Genomic DNA, 21834 nt, shown 5'->3' with positions numbered 1-21834 from the left:
AATAAAAAAAGGTCCTCCATTTTCACGGAGGACCTTAAAATATTTAAAGCTTAAATTATGCTTCTACTTCTTCGGCTTTTGATGCCATTAAGCGGTCGAATTCTTCTTGTGAGCCTACACGGATATTTTCGTATTCGCGCAAACCCGTACCTGAAGGTATTAAGTGACCAACAATAACGTTCTCTTTCAAGCCAAGCATTAAATCTTTTTTACCTGCAATTGCAGCTTCGTTAAGTACTTTGGTAGTTTCCTGGAACGATGCAGCTGAGATAAACGATTTGGTACCTAATGAGGCCCTGGTGATACCTTGCAGTATCGGGCTTGATGTTGCGGCGATAGCATCGCGCACTTCAACCAATCTTAAATCTTTACGTTTTAAAACCGAATTCTCATCACGTAACCTTCTCAATGATACTATCTGACCAGATTTTAGTGTAGCAGAATCCCCTGGCTCTGTTACCACCTTTTTGTCAAATATCTCATCGTTCTCAGTCATGAAATCCCAACTATCAACAGCTTCACGCTCTAAGAAACGGGTATCCCCCGCATCTTCGATAGCAACTTTCTGCATCATCTGGTGAACAATAACTTCAAAGTGTTTATCATTGATCTTCACACCTTGTAAACGGTAAACTTCCTGGATACCATTCACCAGATACTCCTGTACTGCAGCAGGGCCTTTAATAGCCAGGATATCTGCAGGAGAAATTGAACCGTCTGATAAAGGCATACCGGCTTTCACAAAGTCGTTATCCTGTACAAGAATGTGTTTTGACAATGGAACAAGGTATTTTTTAACCTGGCCGTCTTTTGACTCGATGGTCATTTCGCGGTTGCCACGTTTAATACCGCCTAAAGTTACCACACCATCAATTTCGGTTACTACAGCCGGATTTGATGGGTTACGTGCTTCAAACAACTCGGTTACACGTGGTAAACCACCGGTGATATCACGGGTTTTACCAGTTGAACGAGGGATTTTAGCAATAACCTGTCCTGTTTGTAGTTTTTCGCCTTCTTCAACAGCAATGTGTGCACCTACAGGAATGTTATATCCTTTAACTAAGTTTCCTTTGTTATCAGTGATCTGAATAACAGGGTTTTTAGTTTTATCACGAGTATCGATAATTACTTTTTCGCGGTGACCCGTTTGCTCGTCAGATTCTTCACGGAAAGTGATACCTTCTAACACGGCATCAAACTGTGTGATACCTGCAAACTCTGAGATGATAACCGCATTGTACGGATCCCATGAACAGATACGGTCGCCTTTGGTAATTTTAGCGCCATCCTTAATATACAGGTATGAACCGTATGGAATGTTGTTGGTTACAATAACTTTATTGCTTCCTTCCTCAACAATACGGAACTCACCAGAACGCCCTAATACAACATCTACTTTACCTTCTTCGGCAGTATTATACTCTACAGTACGTACGTTTTCAAATTCGATGATACCATCAAACTTAGCGTTGATCTGTGATTCAGCCGCAATGTTTGACGCGGTACCACCCACGTGGAATGTACGAAGTGTTAACTGCGTACCTGGCTCACCGATTGACTGTGCTGCAATTACACCAACAGCCTCGCCTTTTTGCACGCGCTTGCCGCTTGCAAGGTTACGACCGTAGCATAGCGCGCACACGCCGCGTTTGCTTTCGCATGTTAATACCGAACGAATTTCAATACCCTCTAACGGAGAGTTCTCAATCCTTTTGCCAATCTCTTCAGTAATATCCTGACCTGCATGCGCCAACAGTTCGTTGGTGATAGGATCATGAACATCATGTAAAGTGGTACGACCTAAAATACGGTCATATAATGGCTCAACAATATCTTCGTTGTCTTTTAATGCAGTTGTGTAGATACCTCTTAAAGTACCGCAATCAACCATACCAACAATCATATCCTGGGCAACATCATGCAACCTACGGGTTAAGTAACCAGCATCAGCTGTTTTCAACGCCGTATCCGCCAAACCTTTACGGGCACCGTGGGTAGAGATAAAGTACTCTAATACCGATAAGCCTTCTTTAAAGTTTGATAAGATCGGGTTTTCAATGATCTCGCCACCTGAGCCTGATTTTTGAGGCTTGGCCATCAAACCACGCATACCTGCAAGCTGACGGATCTGCTCTTTAGAACCACGTGCGCCAGAGTCAAGCATCATGTATACCGAATTAAAGCCCTGGTTATCGTTGCTCAGGATGTCCATCACATTCGCGGTTAAGCGGTTGTTGATACGCGTCCAGATATCGATAATTTGGTTATAACGCTCGTTGTTGGTGATGAAACCCATGTTATAGTTACCCATAACCTCTTCAACCTGTTTAGAAGCTGTTTCGATTAGTGTAACTTTTTCTGCTGGGATGTTAATGTCCTTCAGGTTAAATGATAAACCACCCTGGAATGCCATTTTGAAACCTAATTCCTTAATATCATCAAGGAACTGGGCTGCACGTGCCATACCGGTAATTTTTACTACTTCCCCAATGATATCACGCAGTGATTTTTTGGTTAATAGTTCATTAATGTAACCAACTTCAACCGGTACATGCTCATTGAACAATACACGACCTACAGTGGTATCAATAATTTTGCTTACAATGTTACCTTCACGATCTTTTGTAAACGCTTTTACTTTAATAAAAGCATGTAGATCGATCTTTTTCTCGTTGTAAGCTATAATAACTTCTTCAGAAGAGTAAAAAGTTAAGCCTTGTCCTTTTACAACACGTCCTTCATCTGTTTTACGGCCCTTGGTTATGTAGTACAAACCAAGTACCATGTCCTGTGATGGTACAGTGATAGGCGTACCGTTTGCAGGGTTCAGAATGTTGTGTGATGCAAGCATCAGTACCTGGGCTTCCAAAATTGCCGCGTTACCAAGTGGTACGTGAACAGCCATCTGGTCACCGTCAAAATCCGCGTTGAATGCTGTACAGGTTAATGGGTGCAATTGAATCGCTTTACCTTCAACCAGTTTTGGCTGGAACGACTGGATACCTAACCTGTGCAGCGTAGGCGCACGGTTTAGTAACACAGGGTGTCCTTTCAATACGTTTTCCAAAATATCCCAAACTAATGGGTCTTTACGGTCAACTATCTTTTTGGCAGATTTTACTGTTTTAACCACACCACGCTCAATCATTTTGCGGATGATAAATGGTTTAAACAACTCGGCAGCCATATCTTTTGGTAAACCGCACTCGTGTAATTTAAGGTTTGGACCTACAACAATTACCGAACGGGCAGAGTAATCCACACGTTTACCTAATAAGTTTTGACGGAAACGGCCTTGTTTACCTTTCAGAATATCCGAAAGTGATTTCAATGCACGGTTACCTTCGGTTTTAACCGCGTTAACTTTACGTGAGTTATCAAATAACGAATCTACAGCTTCCTGTAACATACGTTTTTCGTTACGTAAAATCACTTCCGGTGCTTTAATCTCGATCAAACGTTTTAAACGGTTGTTACGGATAATTACACGACGGTAAAGATCATTCAAATCCGAAGTAGCAAAACGACCACCTTCCAGTGGCACTAACGGACGCAATTCAGGCGGGATAACCGGAACGATTTTAACAATCATCCACTCAGGGTTATTTTCAATCCTGGTTTTTGCATCACGGAAAGCCTCAACAACCTGTAAACGTTTTAAAGCTTCGTTTTTACGTTGTTGTGAAGTTTCGTTTGCGGCCTGGTGGCGTAAGCTAAATGAAAGCTCATCCAGGTCAAGGCGTTTTAACAATTCTTCCAAAGCCTCGGCACCCATTTTGGCAACAAATTTCTGAGGATCTTTGTCGTCAAGGTACTGGTTTTCTTTTGGAAGGGTATCTAATACGTCAAGGTATTCTTCTTCAGTAAGGAAATCCATTTTGTTGATTCCGTCTGCTTCTTTAATACCTGGCTGTATTACTACATAGCGCTCGTAATAGATAATTAAGTCTAATCTTTTGGTTGGTAAGCCCAGTAAGTAACCAATTTTATTTGGCAACGAACGGAAGTACCAGATATGCGCAACAGGAACTACAAGGTTAATGTGGCCCATGCGCTCGCGACGTACTTTCTTTTCGGTTACTTCAACACCGCAACGGTCGCAAACAATACCTTTATAACGGATACGTTTGTATTTACCGCAATGGCACTCATAATCTTTAACCGGACCAAAAATACGCTCGCAGAATAAACCATCACGCTCAGGCTTATAGGTCCTGTAGTTGATGGTTTCTGGTTTTAAAACCTCGCCACTTGAACGCTCAAGAATAGACTCCGGAGAAGCCAGGCTGATTGTAATTGTGGTGAAATTACTTTTGATTTTATTATCCTTTTTGTAAGACATAGTCTCCTTTGTTTTTAATTATTGAAGGATGAATTATTGAATTATCGAATTCCAAAAAATTACTGAAGGACTGAACTACTCAATAATTCAATCCCTCAATAACTCAATAATTATTCTAACGTGATATCTAAACCTAAACCTCTTAATTCATGAACCAATACGTTGAATGATTCCGGAACTGATGGTGTTGGCAGGTTTTCACCTTTAACAATAGCCTCATAAGTTTTAGCACGGCCGATAACATCATCCGATTTAACGGTTAATATCTCCTGCAGGATGTTGGCAGCACCAAATGCTTCCAATGCCCAAACCTCCATCTCACCAAAACGCTGACCACCAAACTGGGCTTTACCACCCAATGGTTGTTGTGTAATTAATGAGTATGGCCCTATTGAACGTGCGTGCATCTTATCATCAACCATGTGACCTAATTTCAGCATGTAAATGATACCTACTGTGGTCTGCTGGTCAAAACGATCACCTGTTAAGCCATTGTATAAATAAGTACGGCCAGATTCTGGTAAGTTTGCTTTTTTAACATACTCTTCTACTTCGGTATGGCTTGCACCATCAAAAATAGGAGTAGCAAATTTTAAGCCTAACTCTTTACCTGCCCAACCTAATACGGTTTCATAGATCTGCCCTAAGTTCATACGTGAAGGTACACCCAGTGGGTTCAACACAATATCAACCGGTGTTCCGTCTTCAAGGAAAGGCATGTCTTCGTCACGTACAATACGTGCAACAATACCTTTATTACCGTGACGACCCGCCATTTTATCACCCACTTTAAGCTTGCGCTTTTTAGCGATATAAACTTTAGCCATTTGAACAATACCAGATGGCAGCTCATCACCCACACTGATAGCAAATTTATCACGACGGTAAGCACCCAATTCCTCATTAACTTTAATGTTATAGTTATGAAGTAAGGTTTTTATCTGATCGTTTTTATCGTCATCAGTTGTCCATTTAGTTGGGTTAATATTTTCGTAATTAAGCTCAACTAAAATCTTCTGGGTGAATTTAACACCTTTAGGTACATGAAGCTCTTTGTAAACGTTGTAAACACCTTGTGATGTTTTACCGTTAACAATCTCAAATAACTTTTCGATCAAAGTATTTTTAAGATCTTTTACAGCTTTATCATGTTTGTTATCCAATTTCTCTAACTGTGCTTTTTCTTCGGCTTTCGACGTTTTCTTGGCACGGCTAAATAATTTGGTATCAATAACCACACCTGCAATTGAAGGAGGGGTTTTTAAAGATGCATCCTTAACATCACCTGCTTTATCACCAAAAATGGCGCGTAACAGTTTCTCTTCTGGTGATGGGTCTGATTCGCCTTTCGGAGTGATCTTACCAATCAGGATATCGCCTTCTTTAACCTCGGCGCCTACACGGATAATACCGTCTTCGTCAAGATCTTTGGTAGCTTCTTCTGATACGTTAGGGATATCTGGTGTTAACTCTTCTTCACCACGTTTGGTATCACGTACCTCTAATTCAAACTCCTCTACGTGAAGTGAAGTAAAGATATCCTGAGATACAACGCGCTCAGAAATTACAATCGCATCCTCAAAGTTGTAACCTTGCCAAGGCATGAAAGCCACTTTTAAGTTACGCCCCAGTGCAAGTTCGCCTGCCTGTGTTGCGTAACCTTCGCAAAGCACTTCACCTTTTGATACCCTTTGGCCTTTTTTAACAATTGGCTTAAGGTTCATGGTAGTACTTTGGTTGGTTTTCTTAAACTTGGTTAAACGGTAGCTTTTTGAATCGCCATCAAAAGATATCAGGCGGTCAAGCTCGTTACGGTCATATTTAATACGGATTTCGTTAGCATCAACATATTCAACCACACCATCGCCTTCGGCATTAATAAGTGTACGTGAATCTTTTGCCACACGACCTTCCAAACCGGTACCAACAATTGGCGCTTCAGGGCGTAACAAAGGTACAGCCTGGCGTTGCATGTTTGATCCCATCAATGCACGGTTAGCATCATCATGTTCCAGGAACGGAATTAATGAAGCCGCGATAGAAGTGATCTGGTTTGGAGCAATATCCATTAAGTCAAGTTTCTCCGGATCAATGATCGGGAAGTCACCTTCAAAACGTGCTTTTACTTTTGGTAAAGCAAATACACCGTTATCATCATAATGCGCGTTGGCCTGGCCAATTGTTTTACCATCTTCATCTTCGGCAGATAAATAGATAACCGGCTCATTAACCTGTACTTTACCTTCAACCACACGTTTGTACGGTGTTTCAATAAAGCCTAAATTATTGATTTTGGCGTGTACGCAAAGTGACGAGATCAAACCAATGTTTGGTCCTTCCGGAGTTTCGATGGTACATAACCTACCGTAGTGGGTATAGTGTACGTCACGAACCTCGAAACCAGCACGCTCACGTGACAGACCACCGGGCCCAAGGGCTGACAGACGACGCTTGTGCGTGATCTCTGCCAGTGGATTGGTTTGGTCCATGAACTGTGATAACTGGTTTGTTCCGAAGAACGAGTTGATCACAGATGATAATGTACGCGCGTTTATCAGGTCAGTAGGAGTAAATACTTCGTTGTCGCGGATGTTCATACGCTCACGAATAGTACGTGCCATACGAGCCAAACCAACACCAAACTGAGCATATAACTGCTCACCCACTGTACGAACACGACGGTTTGACAAGTGATCAATATCATCCACCTCGGCTTTTGAGTTGATCAGTTTGATCAAATATTTAACGATGGCGATGATATCCTGTTTGGTTAAAACCTTGGTTTCATCAGAAGTGTTCAGTTTTAATTTACGGTTGATGCGGTAGCGGCCCACATCACCTAAATCATATCTCTTATCTGAGAAAAACAAACGATCGATGATACCACGTGCAGTTTCCTCATCAGGTGGTTCGGCGTTACGTAACTGACGGTAGATGTGTTCAACCGCTTCTTTCTCAGAGTTTGAAGTATCCTTCTGTAAAGTATTGTATATAATGGTATAATCACCGCTGGTCGACGCATCTTCCTTGTTAAGGATGATGGTTTTTACCCCAGCGTCAATGATCATATCGATATGGTCATCTTCTAATACGGTTTCACGCTCAAGGATGATCTCGTTACGGTCAATAGATACCACTTCACCTGTATCTTCATCGACAAAATCTTCAACCCATTTTTTAAGCACCCTTGCAGCAAGCTTACGGCCGATGAATTTCTTCAGGCCAGATTTGCTTACTTTTACTTCGTCGGCCAGTTCAAATAACTCTAAGATGTCTTTATCAGAGTCATAACCAATAGCACGCAGTAATGTGGTAACCGGGAATTTCTTTTTACGGTCAATATAAGCATACATCACGTTGTTAACGTCTGTAGCAAACTCAATCCATGAACCTTTGAAAGGTATAACACGGGCCGAGTATAATTTTGTACCGTTGGTGTGGCGGCTTTGGCCAAAGAATACACCAGGTGAACGATGTAATTGAGATACAATTACACGCTCGGCACCATTGATCACAAAAGTACCTTTAGGAGTCATATAAGGGATAGTACCCAAATAAACGTCCTGTACAATTGTTTCAAAATCTTCGTGCTCCTCATCATTACATGAAAGGCGCAACTTGGCTTTTAATGGTACACTATAAGTTAATCCGCGTTCGATACACTCTTGTATATCATAACGTGGCGGATCAATAAAGTAATCCAGAAACTCTAAAACGAAGATGTTTCTTGAATCTGAAATAGGAAAATTTTCAGCAAACACTTTAAACAAACCTTCTTTATAGCGGTTGTCTGAGGTGGTTTCCAATTGAAAAAATTCCTGGAAAGATTGCAACTGAACATCCAGGAAATCGGGGTAATCAAGTACCTTTCTACTGGTTGCAAAGTTTACTCTTTGATTAATGTTGTTTGCCAAGGTGTTTAATTTTTAGTTTATTAATAAACTTCTGTAGACGTGAGATTTGAGATGTGAGATTTGAGATTGGAAATAGTTTCAGAGATGAAAGCCCGTTAAAAATAACAGGCAACAAACTCATATCCCATAATCTCATATCTAAGGCTCATATCCAAACCTTTATAAACAGCAATAGACCCCGACCAAAAAGGTCGGAGTCTCATGCTATATTCTTATTGGGTTAACTTATTTAACCTCAACTACTGCTCCAGCTTCTTCTAATTGTTTTTTCAAAGATTCAGCTTCTTCTTTAGTTACACCAGTTTTAACTTCTTTTGGTGCACCGTCAACAAGATCTTTAGCTTCTTTCAAACCTAAGCCAGTTAAGTCTTTTACTAATTTAACAACTGCTAATTTAGCGCCACCTGCTTCTTTCAGGATAACGTCAAATGCAGTTTGTACTGCTTCAGCAGCAGGAGCGTCATCGCCACCAGCCGGAGCAGCAGCAACAGCAACAGCTGCAGCAGCAGGCTCAATACCATACTCGTCTTTTAAGATCTGAGCTAATTCGTTTACTTCTTTTACTGTTAAGTTTACCAACTGTTCAGCAAACGCTTTTAAATCCGCCATTTTATTTAAATTTTACTTTTAATGCTTTTTGTTTTTTAATATCGAACTTTATTAAGGTGTTCGGTTAACCTCTTTCCTGTAATGTTTTTACAAGGCCAGCAATAGTGTTTCCGCCTGATTGTAATGCAGAAATAACATTTTTGGCTGGTGATTGCAATAATCCTATAACTTCGCCAATCAGCTGTTCTTTTGATTTCAACTTGATCAATGTATCGATCTGGTTGTCGCCAATAAATATAGCTGAATCAATATAAGCAGCTTTTAAAACTGGTTTATCACCTTTTTTCCTTAATTGTTTGATCAACTTTGCCGGAGCAGTCGCTGATTTTGAGAAAAGGATTGATGAAGAACCTTTTAATACTTCAAATATTGGCTCGTAATCGCCACCGGCAGCTTCCATAGCTTTTTTAATCAAGCTATTTTTTGCTACTTTCATCGTGATCTCACTTTGAAAACACTGACGACGAATATCGTTGATCTTTGCAACTGATAGATCAGAGGTATCAGTAATATAGAAATTACCAAACTCTTTCATTTGCTCAGTAAGGGCAAGAACAAGGTCGTATTTTTCTTCTTTATTCATGATTAGATCCCCGCTACTGATTTAGTTTCAACTGTAATCCCTGGAGACATAGTAGAAGAGATATGAATACTCTTGAAATATGTTCCTTTTGCAGCAGATGGTTTTAATTTTGAGATAGTTTGCAATACTTCTAATGCATTCTCATAAATTTTATCTGCAGGGAAAGATGCTTTTCCTATTGAGGTGTGGATGATACCTGTTTTATCAACTTTGAAGTCGATCTTACCGCCTTTTACCTCAGTTACAGCTTTTCCAACTTCTGGAGTTACTGTACCTGATTTAGGGTTTGGCATAAGGTTACGCGGGCCTAAAATTCTACCCAAACGCCCTACCTTAGCCATCACACTTGGCATAGTGATGATAATATCAACGTCAGTCCATCCGCCTTCAATCTTGGCAATATAATCATCCAAACCTACAAAATCCGCACCTGCATCTTTAGCTTCTTGTTCCTTATCAGGAGTACAAAGCACCAATACACGTACAGTTTTACCGGTTCCATGAGGTAATGTTGCAATACCACGTACCATTTGATTGGCTTTACGAGGGTCAACACCTAAACGAACGTCTATATCAACTGATGAATCAAATTTAGTTAAGGTTAATTCCTTTACCAAAGCTGATGCAGCTTCTAATGAATACGATTTGTTTGCCTCAATTTTGGACATTGCCGCTTTTTGATTTTTTGTTAATCTAGCCACTGTCTTAAACTGATTTTGTATAAATTAATAATTTTAGATCCGTGATTTGAGATTTGAGATTTGAGATTTTAAAAATCCGAAATCGAAAATCCGAAATCCGAAATCTTTTTAGTTCCAGGGAGCCGTACCTGTTACGGTTATTCCCATACTACGGGCAGTACCTGCCACCATTTTCATGGCTGATTCTACAGTAAATGCGTTCAGATCTACCATTTTATCTTTAGCAATAGTCTCAACCTGTTCCCAGTTAACTTTGGCAACTTTTTTACGGTTAGGCTCTGCTGAACCACTCTTTAAACCTGTTACTTCCAATAACTGGATTGCAACGGGAGGAGTTTTGATGATAAATTCGAAAGATTTGTCAACATAAACAGTAATCAAAACAGGCAACACCTTTCCAGCTTTATCCTGGGTACGTGCATTAAATTGCTTGCAAAACTCCATGATGTTCACACCTTTTGCACCCAATGCAGGGCCAATTGGAGGTGATGGGTTTGCGGCGCCGCCTTTAACTTGCAGCTTTACCATTGCACCGATCTCTTTTGCCATTTTAATTTACTTTAATTATAACTCAATGTTAGTAAGTGGAAGCTAAGTAACATTTAAGGTTTTTAGATCTGAGATGTTAGATATGAGATTTGAGACTCCTATCTTATTTACAAACCTGTATATTTTATTAAAAATTTGATTAATTTGATTTTCAATGTCTCACATGTAAAATCTCATATCTCAAATCTATTCTTTCTCTACCTGCATGTAATTCAATTCAAGCGGCGTACGGCGCCCGAATATCTTTACCATTACTTTCAATTTCTTTTTCTCTTCGTTAACTTCTTCGATAACGCCGCTAAAACCGTTGAAAGGTCCGTCCATTACTTTTACGTTTTCGCCGATGTAGTAAGGAACGTTCATTGTTTCGCCCTGGGCACTCATTTCGTCAACCTTACCTAAAATACGGTTAACTTCGGCCTGGCGCAGTGGGATAGCATTGCCGGCTTTATCGCCTAAAAATCCTATAACACTGTTAATATTTTTGATGATGTGTTCAGTTTCGCCATCAAGTACGGCTTCCATCAACACATAGCCCGGGAAATAGTTACGCTCTTTAGCGATCTTCTTTCCGTCGCGCATCTGGTAGTACTTTTCGGTAGGTATTAATACCTGTGGTACTAAATGCGTAATGCCCAAACGACTAATTTCGGCATCTATATATTGTTTAACCTTTTTTTCTTTACCACTAATGGCCCTCACCACATACCACTTCAATTGATCACTCATCGTTATCTCCTAAAAATTATGTAAGTGAATTATAAAATGCCTTTAGCAGGTAAGCTATGATTTGATCCATACCTAAAACAACCATGGCAATGATGATAGCAGCAACCAGTACCAATACGGCACTGCTTTGCAACTCGCGCCAGGTTGGCCAGGTTACCTTTTCAGTTAACTCGATGTATGATTCCTTAATATATTCTGCTACGCCAGCCATTTGCTTATTTGCTTTATGCACGGGAACAAGGATTCGAACCCTGATCAAAGGTTTTGGAGACCTCTATTCTACCGTTGAACTATTCCCGTGTATATAATTATAATAAGAAAACATAAGTTTACTTTTAACGGTAAACTTATGTTTCCAATTAACCTTTTTGAAATTGTTATTTCAATATTTCAGTTACCTGACCAGCACCTACTGTTCTGCCACCTTCACGGATAGCGAAACGTAAGCCTTTTTCCATTGCAATAGCGTTGATCAGCTTTACAGTGATTGTAACGTTATCACCTGGCATAACCATTTCTACACCTTCGGCTAATGAAATCTCACCAGTTACGTCAGTTGTACGGAAATAGAATTGCGGACGGTATTTGTTGAAGAATGGAGTGTGACGGCCACCTTCTGCTTTTGATAATACGTAAACTTCTGCTTTGAAATCAGTGTGTGGAGTTACTGAACCTGGTTTGCAAATAACCATACCACGACGGATATCAGTTTTTTCAATACCACGTAACAATAAACCTACGTTGTCACCAGCCTCACCGCGATCAAGTATCTTACGGAACATCTCAACACCAGTTACAGTTGATTTCAAGTTTTCAGCACCCATACCAAGGATGTCAACTTGCTCACCTGAGTTGATTACACCACGCTCAATACGACCGGTAGCAACAGTACCACGACCAGTGATTGAGAACACGTCTTCAACAGGCATTAAGAAAGGCAATTCAGTTAAACGTGGAGGGATAGGGATGTAGCTATCAACAGCATCCATAAGCTCCATAATTTTACCAACCCAGGTAGGATCGCCGTTAAGACCACCTAATGCAGAACCCTGGATAACTGGGATATCATCACCTGGATATTCGTAGAATGATAATAATTCACGAATTTCCATTTCTACTAATTCTAATAATTCCGGATCATCAACCATGTCAACCTTGTTCATGAAAACAACAAGCGCAGGTACACCTACCTGACGTGCCAACAGGATGTGCTCGCGGGTTTGTGGCATCGGACCATCAGTAGCAGCAACCACAATGATTGCACCGTCCATCTGAGCAGCACCGGTAACCATGTTTTTCACATAATCCGCGTGACCTGGACAGTCAACGTGAGCATAGTGACGGTTTGCAGTTGAATACTCAACGTGAGCCGTGTTGATGGTAATACCACGTTCTTTTTCTTCAGGAGCTGAGTCAATTGAATCAAATGAACGAGCTTCTGATAAACCTGCATCAGCTAATACTTTAGTGATAGCTGCAGTAAGGGTTGTTTTGCCGTGGTCAACGTGACCGATTGTACCGATGTTTAAGTGCGGTTTACTGCGGTCAAACTTTTCTTTTGCCATGATTTATAATTATTTGTAGGTTAATTTTTACTTAAAAATGTATTCTTTTACTCTTTACTCTCTTATTGAGCCAACAATGGGATTTGAACCCATGACCTCTTCCTTACCAAGGAAGTGCTCTACCCCTGAGCTACGTCGGCTTATTTTTTGTTCATTGGTTCACTCGTTTATTAGTTCATTGGTCTGTTCCGGCCGCCACTAATGAACAAATGAACTAACCGCCTAATGAACCAACCGAGCGGAAGACGAGGTTCGAACTCGCGACCTATAGCTTGGAAGGCTATCGCTCTACCAACTGAGCTACTTCCGCTTGTTTTAAATTCCAAAAACTAAACTCTAAACTCTAAAACAATTTTTAGAATTTAGAATTTAGTTATCTCTGGAACTTCCAGTGGGGAGAGAAGGATTCGAACCTTCGTAGCCGAAGCAGCGGATTTACAGTCCGCCCCATTTGACCGCTCTGGTATCTCCCCATTAGTTTGTTCCGGATTTACAATGTCCAAAGTTGAAGCTAAACATTATATCTCCGAAAAAAACTGAGCCTCCTATCGGGATCGAACCAATGACCTACTGATTACAAGTCAGTCGCTCTACCAGCTGAGCTAAGGAGGCTTATTTTAATTTACCCTTTCAATTTTTGAAACCCTTAAGGGCTCCGTTAATCGAGGCGCAAAACTAATAAGTTTTTTATATTTTAAAGAACTATTTTCATAAAAGTTTTCCGGGGTATTTTACTACGCTGGTGCCTCTCTGAAAGGGATTGCAAATCTACAAAAATTTAAGCCGTTGCAAAATTTTTTATCAAAAAAAATCGACAGGCTGTAAACCTGTCGATTTTAACCATAAAATGGCCGTTTTTATATTAAAATCCGTCTTCTGCTTCTGTTAAAATTGCCTTTTTGGCTGTAGCAGCAGCGATGGTTTTCTTCTGTTTATGCTTTTCAATCTGCTTGCGCAAGCTCTCAATGGCCAAATCTGTTGCCTCTTCAAAACTTTTGCATTTCTCTTTTGCAAAAATCTGGTTACCCGGCAACAATAGTTTAATCTCGGCTATTTTATTTGCCTCATCTTCCACATTCTCAAGCTTCAAATAAACTTCACCACTTATGATGTGGTCATAAAACGTATCCAGCTTATCAGCCTTTTTCTGAATAAAATCTAATAATTTTTTGTCTGCGGTAAAATGAATTGATTGCACTGTAATTTTCATGTTTCCTCCTGTGTTACGCCTTTGGATGGGCTTGTTTGTAAATAGACTTTAATCGTTCAACTGAATTGTGTGTATAAATCTGGGTCGCGCTCAGGTTGGCGTGGCCTAAAAGTTCTTTAATGGAGTTCAGGTCGGCTCCGTTGTTTAGTAAGCTTGTTGCAAATGTGTGCCTTAGTACGTGAGGGCTTCGTTTATTTTGGGTTGATATGTTTGAAAGGTATTTCTGCACTATCAGGTAAATTAAATTTGGGTATGCCTTGGCACCTTTACTTGTAACGATTAACATTAAGGAATTGTTATCAAAATTCTCATTTTTCTTCACCTCCATGTACTGCCCAAGTAATATCCTAAGTTCTGTATTGATGGGAATAATGCGCTCCTTATTGCGTTTTCCCAATACTTTTAAGGTACCTTCGTAGTCGTTAATATCACTGTCCTTCAGCCCCAAAAGCTCGGCCAGGCGCATGCCGGTGCCAAACAATATTTCAATGATCAGCTTATCACGGATGCCGGTAAAATCGTTTGTAAAAATATTGTCATCATTAAGCATTTTTGCCAGGCTATCGCCTTCCACAACAACCGGAAGTTGTTTGGGTACTTTTTGCGAACGGATCTTTGAAGTAGGATTTTGAGTGATGATCCCCTCCTGCAACAAAAACTTAAAGTATTTGCGCAAAGTGGCCATTTTGCGATTTACCGACCGACCGGTTAATTTTTGGTCGATAAGCTCAACCATCCAGTTACGAATATCGTGGTAGCTAATTTGATCGGGATGGGTAATAGTGGATTCGGGGGCAACTATGGCATTGCCAGGGTTGTTGAGGAAGCGCATGAATTGATCCAGGTCTGATTCATAGGCCGATACGGTGTGCGGTGAATACCGCTTTTCGTACTGAATATATTGGATAAAACGCTCTAAAAACATAAAAACTATTTGAACATCCAGAGATTGAATGTACAAATAGTTTTAATATAGTGTTAACAAATCTGAAAAAATTCTTTTAACAGAATTAAACAGTTTCGATATTCATATTTTGCTTGTAGATGGCATGTTTAACAACATGACGACGGGTTACAGACTTTTTCTCAAATGCCTGACGACTGCGAAGCTCTCTTAAAACACCAGTTTTTTCAAATTTCTTTTTGAAGCGTTTCAATGCTTTGTCTAATGATTCGCCGTCTTTTACGTTAATAATGATCATAATTTCCTAAATACCTCCTTTCAAGGGAGGGCAAAGTTAAGTATTTGGTTTTGAATATCAAATAGGTAAGGTGAATTTAGTTGAGTGGTTGATTGGGGAGAGTGGTTGATTAGGTTATTGAAGTCCTTATACAACTTGCATGTAGTCCTCATTATTTAACCAAAATTTCATTTGACCAGACCATATTGTTCGTTTCGGGTCGTAGCATAAGTTCATCTGGGTTAAACATATGAAGTTGATCATTGCTCCAGTACTTATAAAGATTCATCCCAATTTTAATTTTTGTATTTCTATTTTTCAAATCGAATGTCTTAATAGGCACATATATAGTAATCGATTGATCGGGAAAAACTTTTATCGTTGTAGGGAAATTACTGTAACAGATCATCTTTACAACACTAAATTTATTATTATCCGGTTTATAAATATCCGTCCACGAGCATTTCATATTAATGTACTCTAAAGTATCCTTTGAATTATTATTCAATTTTACCGGACACATGGTAACTAAGCATTTTCGCTTCAAAATACTCCTTTTAGATATATTTAAATCATAAACAATACTATCCCGTAATTTCGCTATCTTATTTTCATCTATACTTATGGAATATTTATCCCGATCAGTTTTAGTAAGTGGCGGAAAAAATGCGTCCATAGGCCGTTTTAACCAACGAGCTTTTATATTTGCTATATCCCTTTTGTAATTATAATGCTTGTTTTCAACTTCAACTGTTTCAACATCAGACCAAAGGACATTGGCTCCAGAGATCGTTACTTTCTTGAGAATAGAGGGAATGTCGTCTCTTCCCCATTTTAGCAGGCTTATACCAACTTTGAATTTGAAGGCACTAACAGGCCTCAGTTTAAACTTCCCAATCAAATTTCCTTCAATCCCTCTATGTGGCGGGATTAGTAACATCTCTGTGCTATCAGGTGGCCAGTTATTGTCAATTATAGTTATATCGGGATTATCTATATGAAAAAACCTGGAAGTCAAACAGCCCGCCCCTACGTACTTCACTGTATCATCAGAGTTATTAATTAAAAAATAAGTAATGTGTAAAAATTGTTCAGGGTTGCCCATCGCATAAATGCCCAGATCTGCCCTATCAATAAATAGCGATAAATTAGGTTTTGATATTTTCTTTGTTGAGCAACCAGAAATCAAATGGCATTTAAAGCCCCCCTCTTTGCCCCCATCATCTGCCTTACAAACTGTTGTTAACAGGAATAAAATCAATAAAAAGCTAAAATTCTTAAACTGGCCTCTATTCATGTATCTTAACATAAAATCCTCTTTACAAATACTCGCCTGAAATTAGCTTATTTTCAGGCGGGTATTTGTTAAAAAGATTTAAATATTACCTCTATCTCACCTCAACACTTCCCTGCTTATTACAATCTTCTGAATCTCACTTGTCCCCTCTCCTATGGTACATAGCTTGGCATCGCGGTAGTATTTCTCAACAGGGAAGTCTTTGGTATAGCCGTACCCGCCGAAGATCTGTACAGCCTCGGTAGCGGTACGCACTGCGGTTTCTGATGCAAAGTATTTGGCCATGGCCGATTGTTTGGTTACCGGCAGGTGGCGGTTCTTCAAGTCCGCCGCCTGCATTACCAATAGTTCGGCGGCTTCAATTTCGGTAGCCATGTCGGCCAATTTGAAAGCTATGCCCTGGAAATTACTTATCGGTTGGCCAAACTGCCGGCGCTCCTTTGAATAACTTACCGCTGCCTCAAAAGCACCCTTCGCAATCCCTAAGGATAACGCCGCAATAGAGATGCGGCCACCATCCAGCACCGTCATGGCTTGTTTAAAGCCTTCGCCCTCTACGCCCAACAAATTCTGTTTAGGTACCCGGCAATTATCAAAGATCAGCTCGGTAGTTTCGGAGGCACGCATGCCCAGTTTATTTTCCTTTTTGCCATGGGTGAAGCCAGGCGTGCCCTTTTCAATAACCAATGCCGAGATGCCGCGCGAATCACCTTTATTACCGGTGCGCACCATTACCACAGCCACATCTCCCGATTTACCATGGGTGATCCAATTTTTGGAGCCATTAACTATATAATGATCGCCATCCAAAACGGCGGTGGTGTTCATGCCTAAGGCATCAGATCCTGTATTGGCTTCGGTTAGGCCCCAGGCGCCAAGCCATTGGGCGGTAGCCAGTTTGGGCAGCCATTTGTGTTTTTGCTCTTCGCTGCCAAAGGCCAGGATGTGGCCGGTGCATAGCGAGTTATGGGCGGCCAATGATAAACCAATCGAGCCACAAACTTTGGCTATCTCCACAATAACGGTAACATATTCAAAATACCCAAAGCCCGAGCCGCCATAGATCTCGGGCACTACTACCCCCATCATACCCAGCTCACCTAATTGCTTAAATAGTTCGATTGGGAAATGTTGGGCCTCGTCCCATTCCATTACGTGAGGTTTAATGTTGCGTTCGGCAAAATCTTTGGCCATTTGGCCTACCATACGCTGATTTTCGTTTGCAGAAAAGTCGAATCCGCCTAATACCGGACCGTCTGAAAGTAGGGTTTCCATACTAATTTATATAACTGGTTATACAAATTAACGATTTAATTATCAGCTTAGTTTTAATAAAATGAGCCTAAAATATAGTACAGAATGGTATTGGGTATGAATAATAGGTTTAGTTTAAATAGGGTGGTTTTGGGGATAGGGAAACAACAAAAAATATTTTCAAAAAAAAGTTAAAAGTGGATTAAAATCCAGTCAATTATTTAGGAAGAGAGGTTTTGAGCCCTCTTTCAAGATCATCCATTGCTTATCGAAATCGATGATCTGCCCAATTCCATTTATCCTTTGTCCATAAATCTTGAATCCAACTATGGGCGTTGCCTGCGGCCGGGCTCTATGCTCATACTGCACAGGCCTTAGCCACATTGGCCGGTATCCGCGACGATCCCTAACGCAAAAAATTGCCTGAACCTTGATTCATCGGATTAAAAGATTACCAGGATTATTGATTAACTTGACTCCCATTTCAATGAACTAATACTCCGCCAGCACCACCAGGGTATCGCTAATAGGCGCTATCCGCTCCCTGCCTTTTAAAAAGCCAAGCTCAACCACAAAAGAGAAACCGGCTACTATACCGCCCATCTCCTGGATCAGTTCGCTGGCCGCGGTTACGGTGCCCCCGGTTGCTAACAAGTCGTCGTGGATAAGGATATGTTGACCGGGTTCAAACGCATCGGTATGGCATTCAATAACGGCCTCGCCATATTCTAATTTATAGGCCTTCCTCTTTATGGTATAAGGTAATTTACCCGCTTTGCGTATCGGTACAAAAGGGATCCCCAATTTTGTGGCCAGCGTTAACCCAAATAAAAACCCGCGGCTTTCAATACCTGCTATCACATCAATGCGGGTGCCTTTCAATTGCTCCACAAATGCGGCTATAATGTTATCGCACAGTGCTGGCTCTTTTAAAATGGGGGTTATATCTTTAAAAACAATTCCCGGTTTAGGGAAGTCTGGAATATCGCGGATGGCTTTTTTTATTTGCTCGGCTATCATTTGAAAACTAAATAAGGCCCAATTTTACGCAAAATTCCGTCATCAAGTATGGCAATATTTTTCATATCGGCTAATGACTCATAATCGCCGTGTTGATTGCGGTATTCTAAAATGGCGTTCATCTGCTTAAAGCTTAAATACGGGAAACGCCTGAGCTGATCGAAAGTGGCTATATTTACATTCAATTTAACTACGTGTTTACCATCTACAGCAACGCCATTTTTTATCTCGGCATATTTGGCATCATCCAATCCAAATACCTCTTTTAGCTGTTCCTTATCATAAAAGCCCCCTATCCTATCGCGGTACCGCACAATCCGCCTGGCAAACGATGGTCCTATACCACGGATGGTAGTTAGCTTTGCCGAATCGGCGGCGTTTATTTCAATGACCACGCCCGGCGCTGCTTTCTTAGCATAATGATCGCTTGCCGGCAAATTGATATACGGCTCCAGGCGTTTATAATCTACATCGGTAATGGAGTACATCTTTTTAACATCTGCCTTACTGTAAAACCTGCCTCCTTTAGCTTCGTAATTTCTGATCACCTGTACCTGCTGCGCCGAAAGGCCTAATTTTTCCCAATCGGCAAGAGGTAAGTTATTTGGGTTAAAAGTAAACAGGGGAGTATTTGCCTGCTTTTTACTATCTGTTGGTGATCCATCATCGGGCAAACCGGTTTTAGCTTTATTAAGCATAGCGGCCGCTTTATCAAAGGCATTAAAATTTATTGTATTATCTTTGCGGTTTGCCTGATAAACATATGGCGCGGCTAAAACCAATGCCATTAAAATAATTACTACCACCATACCGTTCCATTCCTTTTTTGTGATGGACAGGTAGTTTTTAATATACGCCTTCATTTATATATGTTACCAGGTGTTAAATTAAATAAAATTTCAGGATATTTATTTGTTAATCAAATACATTGTTATTAAAAAATGAAAGTAATAACCACCGAAGAGTTTGCCAAAGCCACAAAACTGGATAAGCTGAAAATGCCTGGCCTGGCCGCTTTATTGATGGAGCTCATGAAAATTAACCAGGTTAACGAGCTTTTTGCAGCAGCGCAACCTAAACAAGGCATCGAATTTATTGATGCTATTTTAGAGGGCTGCGGTATAGATATCGAGTTTGATGAACGCGAACTAAGGAATATCCCCAAAACGGGCTCGTTTATAGCCATTGCCAACCACCCATATGGTGGTATTGAAGGCCTTGTGCTGCTAAAAATGCTGCTAACCGTAAGGCCCGATGCAAAACTGATGGCCAATTTCCTGCTTAAAAAGATCCCTAACCTAAGCGATTTTTTCATAGCTGTAAACCCTTTTGAAAACGTTGAGCATTCTTCAAGTATCAGCGGCTTAAAAAACACGCTTGAGCTTTTAAACAGTGGCACCCCAATTGGAATTTTCCCCGCCGGTGAGGTATCAACCTTTAAGGTAGAGCAGCAGCAGGTAACCGATAAGCTTTGGCACCCGGTTGTTGGCAAAATTATAGCAAAAGCAAAAGTGCCTGTTGTACCTATTTATTTCCACGGCAATAATGGTTTGCTGTTTAATCTGCTCAGCCTTATTCATCCGGCATTGCGTACTGCAAAGCTACCGTCGGAGTTGTTCAATAAACACGGCCACACCATTAAACTGCGCATAGGTAAACCAATTAATGTATTGGAGGTGCCCGATTATAACAACAGCTCAAAACTGCTCAACTTTTTACGCGCTCGCACTTATGCCTTAGGCACCGGTTTGGAGGAGGAGAAGAAAATTTTCAACCCGCGCAACCTATTTAAGATCAAACGCGAGCCTCAAGAAATTGTCCCGGAAATCAGTTCGGCCATATTGGAAAGAGAAGTGGAGCCGCTGCGCGATAATTACAAGGTGTGGACCGAAAAAAACTATGAGGTTTTTATTGTGCCAACCTCGGTGATCCCCAATGTGATCCGCGAAATTGGCCGCCTGCGCGAAATTACCTTCAGGGAAATTGGTGAAGGATCAAACAAAGCCATCGATCTGGATGAGTATGATATTTATTATAACCACCTGTTCATTTGGGATTTTGAAGCAAAGCTGATTGTAGGTGCATACCGCATTGGCCTTGGCGATGAGATCTTTTACAGCGTTGGTAAAAAGGGGTTTTATGTAAATGAGCTATTTAAGCTTAAAACCCAGTTTACGCCGGTATTGCGCAAAAGCCTTGAGCTGGGCCGCTCATGGATCCGCAAGGAATACCAAACCAAACCCCTGCCACTGTTTTTATTGTGGAAAGGGATCCTTAAGTTTTTAATTGATAACCCACGCTACCGTTATTTAATAGGGCCGGTAAGCATCAGCAACGCATTCTCCAAATTTTCCAAATCGTTAATTGTTGATTACATTAACCGTAACCACTTTGATCATGAGCTGGCACAATATGTTAAGCCCCGTAAAAAATTCAAAGTTGATTTTGCAAGCATTGATACCGACCTGCTGATGGCCGGCGAAGACAGTTTTAAAGGGCTGGATAACCTGATATCGGAAGTAGAAACCCGCAACATGAAGGTGCCTGTACTGCTGCGCCAGTATATTGCCCTTAATGCCAAGATCATCAGCTTTAACATCGACCCTAAATTTGCCGATTGCCTTGATGGTTTCCTGGTGCTGGATCTGGAACAGGTGCCACAGGATATTTTGGATAAATTGGGTAAAAATTTGTAAGAAACAAAGGGGAAGCATGATAGGTGGCGATTGAAATGGAAATGACAACGCGCCGAAAGACTTACGAAGTTTTTCAAACTTCGTAAGTCTGGATTCTACACCATGTCATTGCGAGTTGTAAAATCCGCGGACTGTGAAGGTGGACATGACAATATAAAATTATGTCATTGCGAATAATAAA

The 21834-nt window shown here is 40.7% G+C and carries 17 protein-coding genes and 5 tRNA genes; 1 reads left to right on the top strand and 21 read right to left on the bottom strand.

Annotated elements, in window-relative coordinates:
* Positions 1-55 precede the first annotated feature (55 nt).
* From rpoC to FHS10_RS06395, 21 genes are all read right to left on the bottom strand, one after another.
* Positions 56-4345 carry a DNA-directed RNA polymerase subunit beta' gene (gene rpoC, locus FHS10_RS06495; protein WP_259088679.1) on the bottom strand — a complete coding sequence of 1430 codons (4290 nt, stop codon included), beginning with the start codon at positions 4343-4345 and terminating at the stop codon, positions 56-58.
* 110 nt (positions 4346-4455) lie between these two features.
* A complete protein-coding gene (gene rpoB / locus FHS10_RS06490; protein WP_259088675.1) occupies positions 4456-8259 on the bottom strand; it encodes a DNA-directed RNA polymerase subunit beta in 3804 nt (1267 codons plus the stop codon).
* Positions 8260-8484: 225 nt separating this feature from the next.
* Positions 8485-8868 carry a 50S ribosomal protein L7/L12 gene (gene rplL / locus FHS10_RS06485; RefSeq protein ID WP_073405423.1) on the bottom strand — a complete coding sequence of 128 codons (384 nt, stop codon included), beginning with the start codon at positions 8866-8868 and terminating at the stop codon, positions 8485-8487.
* 64 nt (positions 8869-8932) lie between these two features.
* Positions 8933-9451 carry a 50S ribosomal protein L10 gene (rplJ, locus tag FHS10_RS06480; protein WP_259088667.1) on the bottom strand — a complete coding sequence of 173 codons (519 nt, stop codon included), beginning with the start codon at positions 9449-9451 and terminating at the stop codon, positions 8933-8935.
* 2 nt (positions 9452-9453) lie between these two features.
* A complete protein-coding gene (rplA, locus tag FHS10_RS06475; protein WP_259088657.1) occupies positions 9454-10152 on the bottom strand; it encodes a 50S ribosomal protein L1 in 699 nt (232 codons plus the stop codon).
* A gap of 108 nt (positions 10153-10260) precedes the next feature.
* Positions 10261-10701: a 50S ribosomal protein L11 gene (rplK, locus tag FHS10_RS06470; protein ID WP_259088649.1), complete on the bottom strand. Its 441-nt coding sequence runs from the start codon at positions 10699-10701 to the stop codon at positions 10261-10263.
* Positions 10702-10887: 186 nt separating this feature from the next.
* Positions 10888-11430 carry a transcription termination/antitermination protein NusG gene (gene nusG, locus FHS10_RS06465; protein WP_076374894.1) on the bottom strand — a complete coding sequence of 181 codons (543 nt, stop codon included), beginning with the start codon at positions 11428-11430 and terminating at the stop codon, positions 10888-10890.
* A gap of 16 nt (positions 11431-11446) precedes the next feature.
* Positions 11447-11641, bottom strand: a complete 195-nt coding sequence (gene secE / locus FHS10_RS06460) for a preprotein translocase subunit SecE (RefSeq protein WP_259088635.1) — start codon at positions 11639-11641, stop codon at positions 11447-11449.
* 18 nt (positions 11642-11659) lie between these two features.
* Positions 11660-11730, bottom strand: a tRNA-Trp gene (locus FHS10_RS06455).
* Positions 11731-11807: 77 nt separating this feature from the next.
* Entirely contained in the window at positions 11808-12995 is a 1188-nt protein-coding gene (tuf, locus tag FHS10_RS06450; RefSeq protein WP_076374890.1) for an elongation factor Tu, read from the bottom strand.
* Between the two features lie 68 nt (positions 12996-13063).
* Positions 13064-13135 (bottom strand) — tRNA-Thr (locus tag FHS10_RS06445).
* A 97-nt stretch (positions 13136-13232) separates the two neighbouring features.
* Positions 13233-13305: transfer RNA gene (locus FHS10_RS06440), tRNA-Gly, on the bottom strand.
* An 82-nt stretch (positions 13306-13387) separates the two neighbouring features.
* Positions 13388-13468: transfer RNA gene (locus FHS10_RS06435), tRNA-Tyr, on the bottom strand.
* 66 nt (positions 13469-13534) lie between these two features.
* Positions 13535-13607, bottom strand: a tRNA-Thr gene (locus FHS10_RS06430).
* 250 nt (positions 13608-13857) lie between these two features.
* Positions 13858-14205, bottom strand: a complete 348-nt coding sequence (gene hpf, locus FHS10_RS06425) for a ribosome hibernation-promoting factor, HPF/YfiA family (protein WP_259088619.1) — start codon at positions 14203-14205, stop codon at positions 13858-13860.
* 13 nt (positions 14206-14218) lie between these two features.
* Complete coding sequence (locus tag FHS10_RS06420; protein WP_259089183.1) at positions 14219-15130, bottom strand: tyrosine-type recombinase/integrase; 912 nt, start codon at positions 15128-15130, stop codon at positions 14219-14221.
* Positions 15131-15215: 85 nt separating this feature from the next.
* Positions 15216-15407 (bottom strand): 30S ribosomal protein S21, encoded by a 192-nt coding sequence (rpsU, locus tag FHS10_RS06415; RefSeq protein WP_259088615.1) that lies wholly within the window; start codon positions 15405-15407, stop codon positions 15216-15218.
* A gap of 151 nt (positions 15408-15558) precedes the next feature.
* Entirely contained in the window at positions 15559-16683 is a 1125-nt protein-coding gene (locus FHS10_RS06410; RefSeq protein WP_259088610.1) for a hypothetical protein, read from the bottom strand.
* A 96-nt stretch (positions 16684-16779) separates the two neighbouring features.
* Positions 16780-17958, bottom strand: coding sequence for an acyl-CoA dehydrogenase (locus tag FHS10_RS06405; protein ID WP_259088608.1), 1179 nt, complete (start codon positions 17956-17958; stop codon positions 16780-16782).
* 471 nt (positions 17959-18429) lie between these two features.
* Entirely contained in the window at positions 18430-18957 is a 528-nt protein-coding gene (locus FHS10_RS06400) for an adenine phosphoribosyltransferase (protein WP_259088604.1), read from the bottom strand.
* On the bottom strand, positions 18954-19820 hold the full coding sequence (locus FHS10_RS06395; RefSeq protein ID WP_259088601.1) for a ComEA family DNA-binding protein: 867 nt from the start codon (positions 19818-19820) through the stop codon (positions 18954-18956). The genes FHS10_RS06400 and FHS10_RS06395 overlap by 4 nt, the downstream gene beginning before the upstream one ends.
* A 78-nt stretch (positions 19821-19898) precedes the next feature.
* Between FHS10_RS06395 and FHS10_RS06390 the strand changes: the two genes are divergently transcribed.
* Entirely contained in the window at positions 19899-21653 is a 1755-nt protein-coding gene (locus tag FHS10_RS06390) for a bifunctional lysophospholipid acyltransferase family protein/GNAT family N-acetyltransferase (protein ID WP_259088600.1), read from the top strand.
* Positions 21654-21834: the final 181 nt, after the last annotated feature.

The sequence above is a fragment of the Mucilaginibacter dorajii genome (genome assembly GCF_024808255.1).
In the GTDB taxonomy this organism is placed as follows: Bacteria; Bacteroidota; Bacteroidia; order Sphingobacteriales; family Sphingobacteriaceae; genus Mucilaginibacter; species Mucilaginibacter dorajii.
This window is presented reverse-complemented; position numbering and strand designations above follow the sequence as displayed.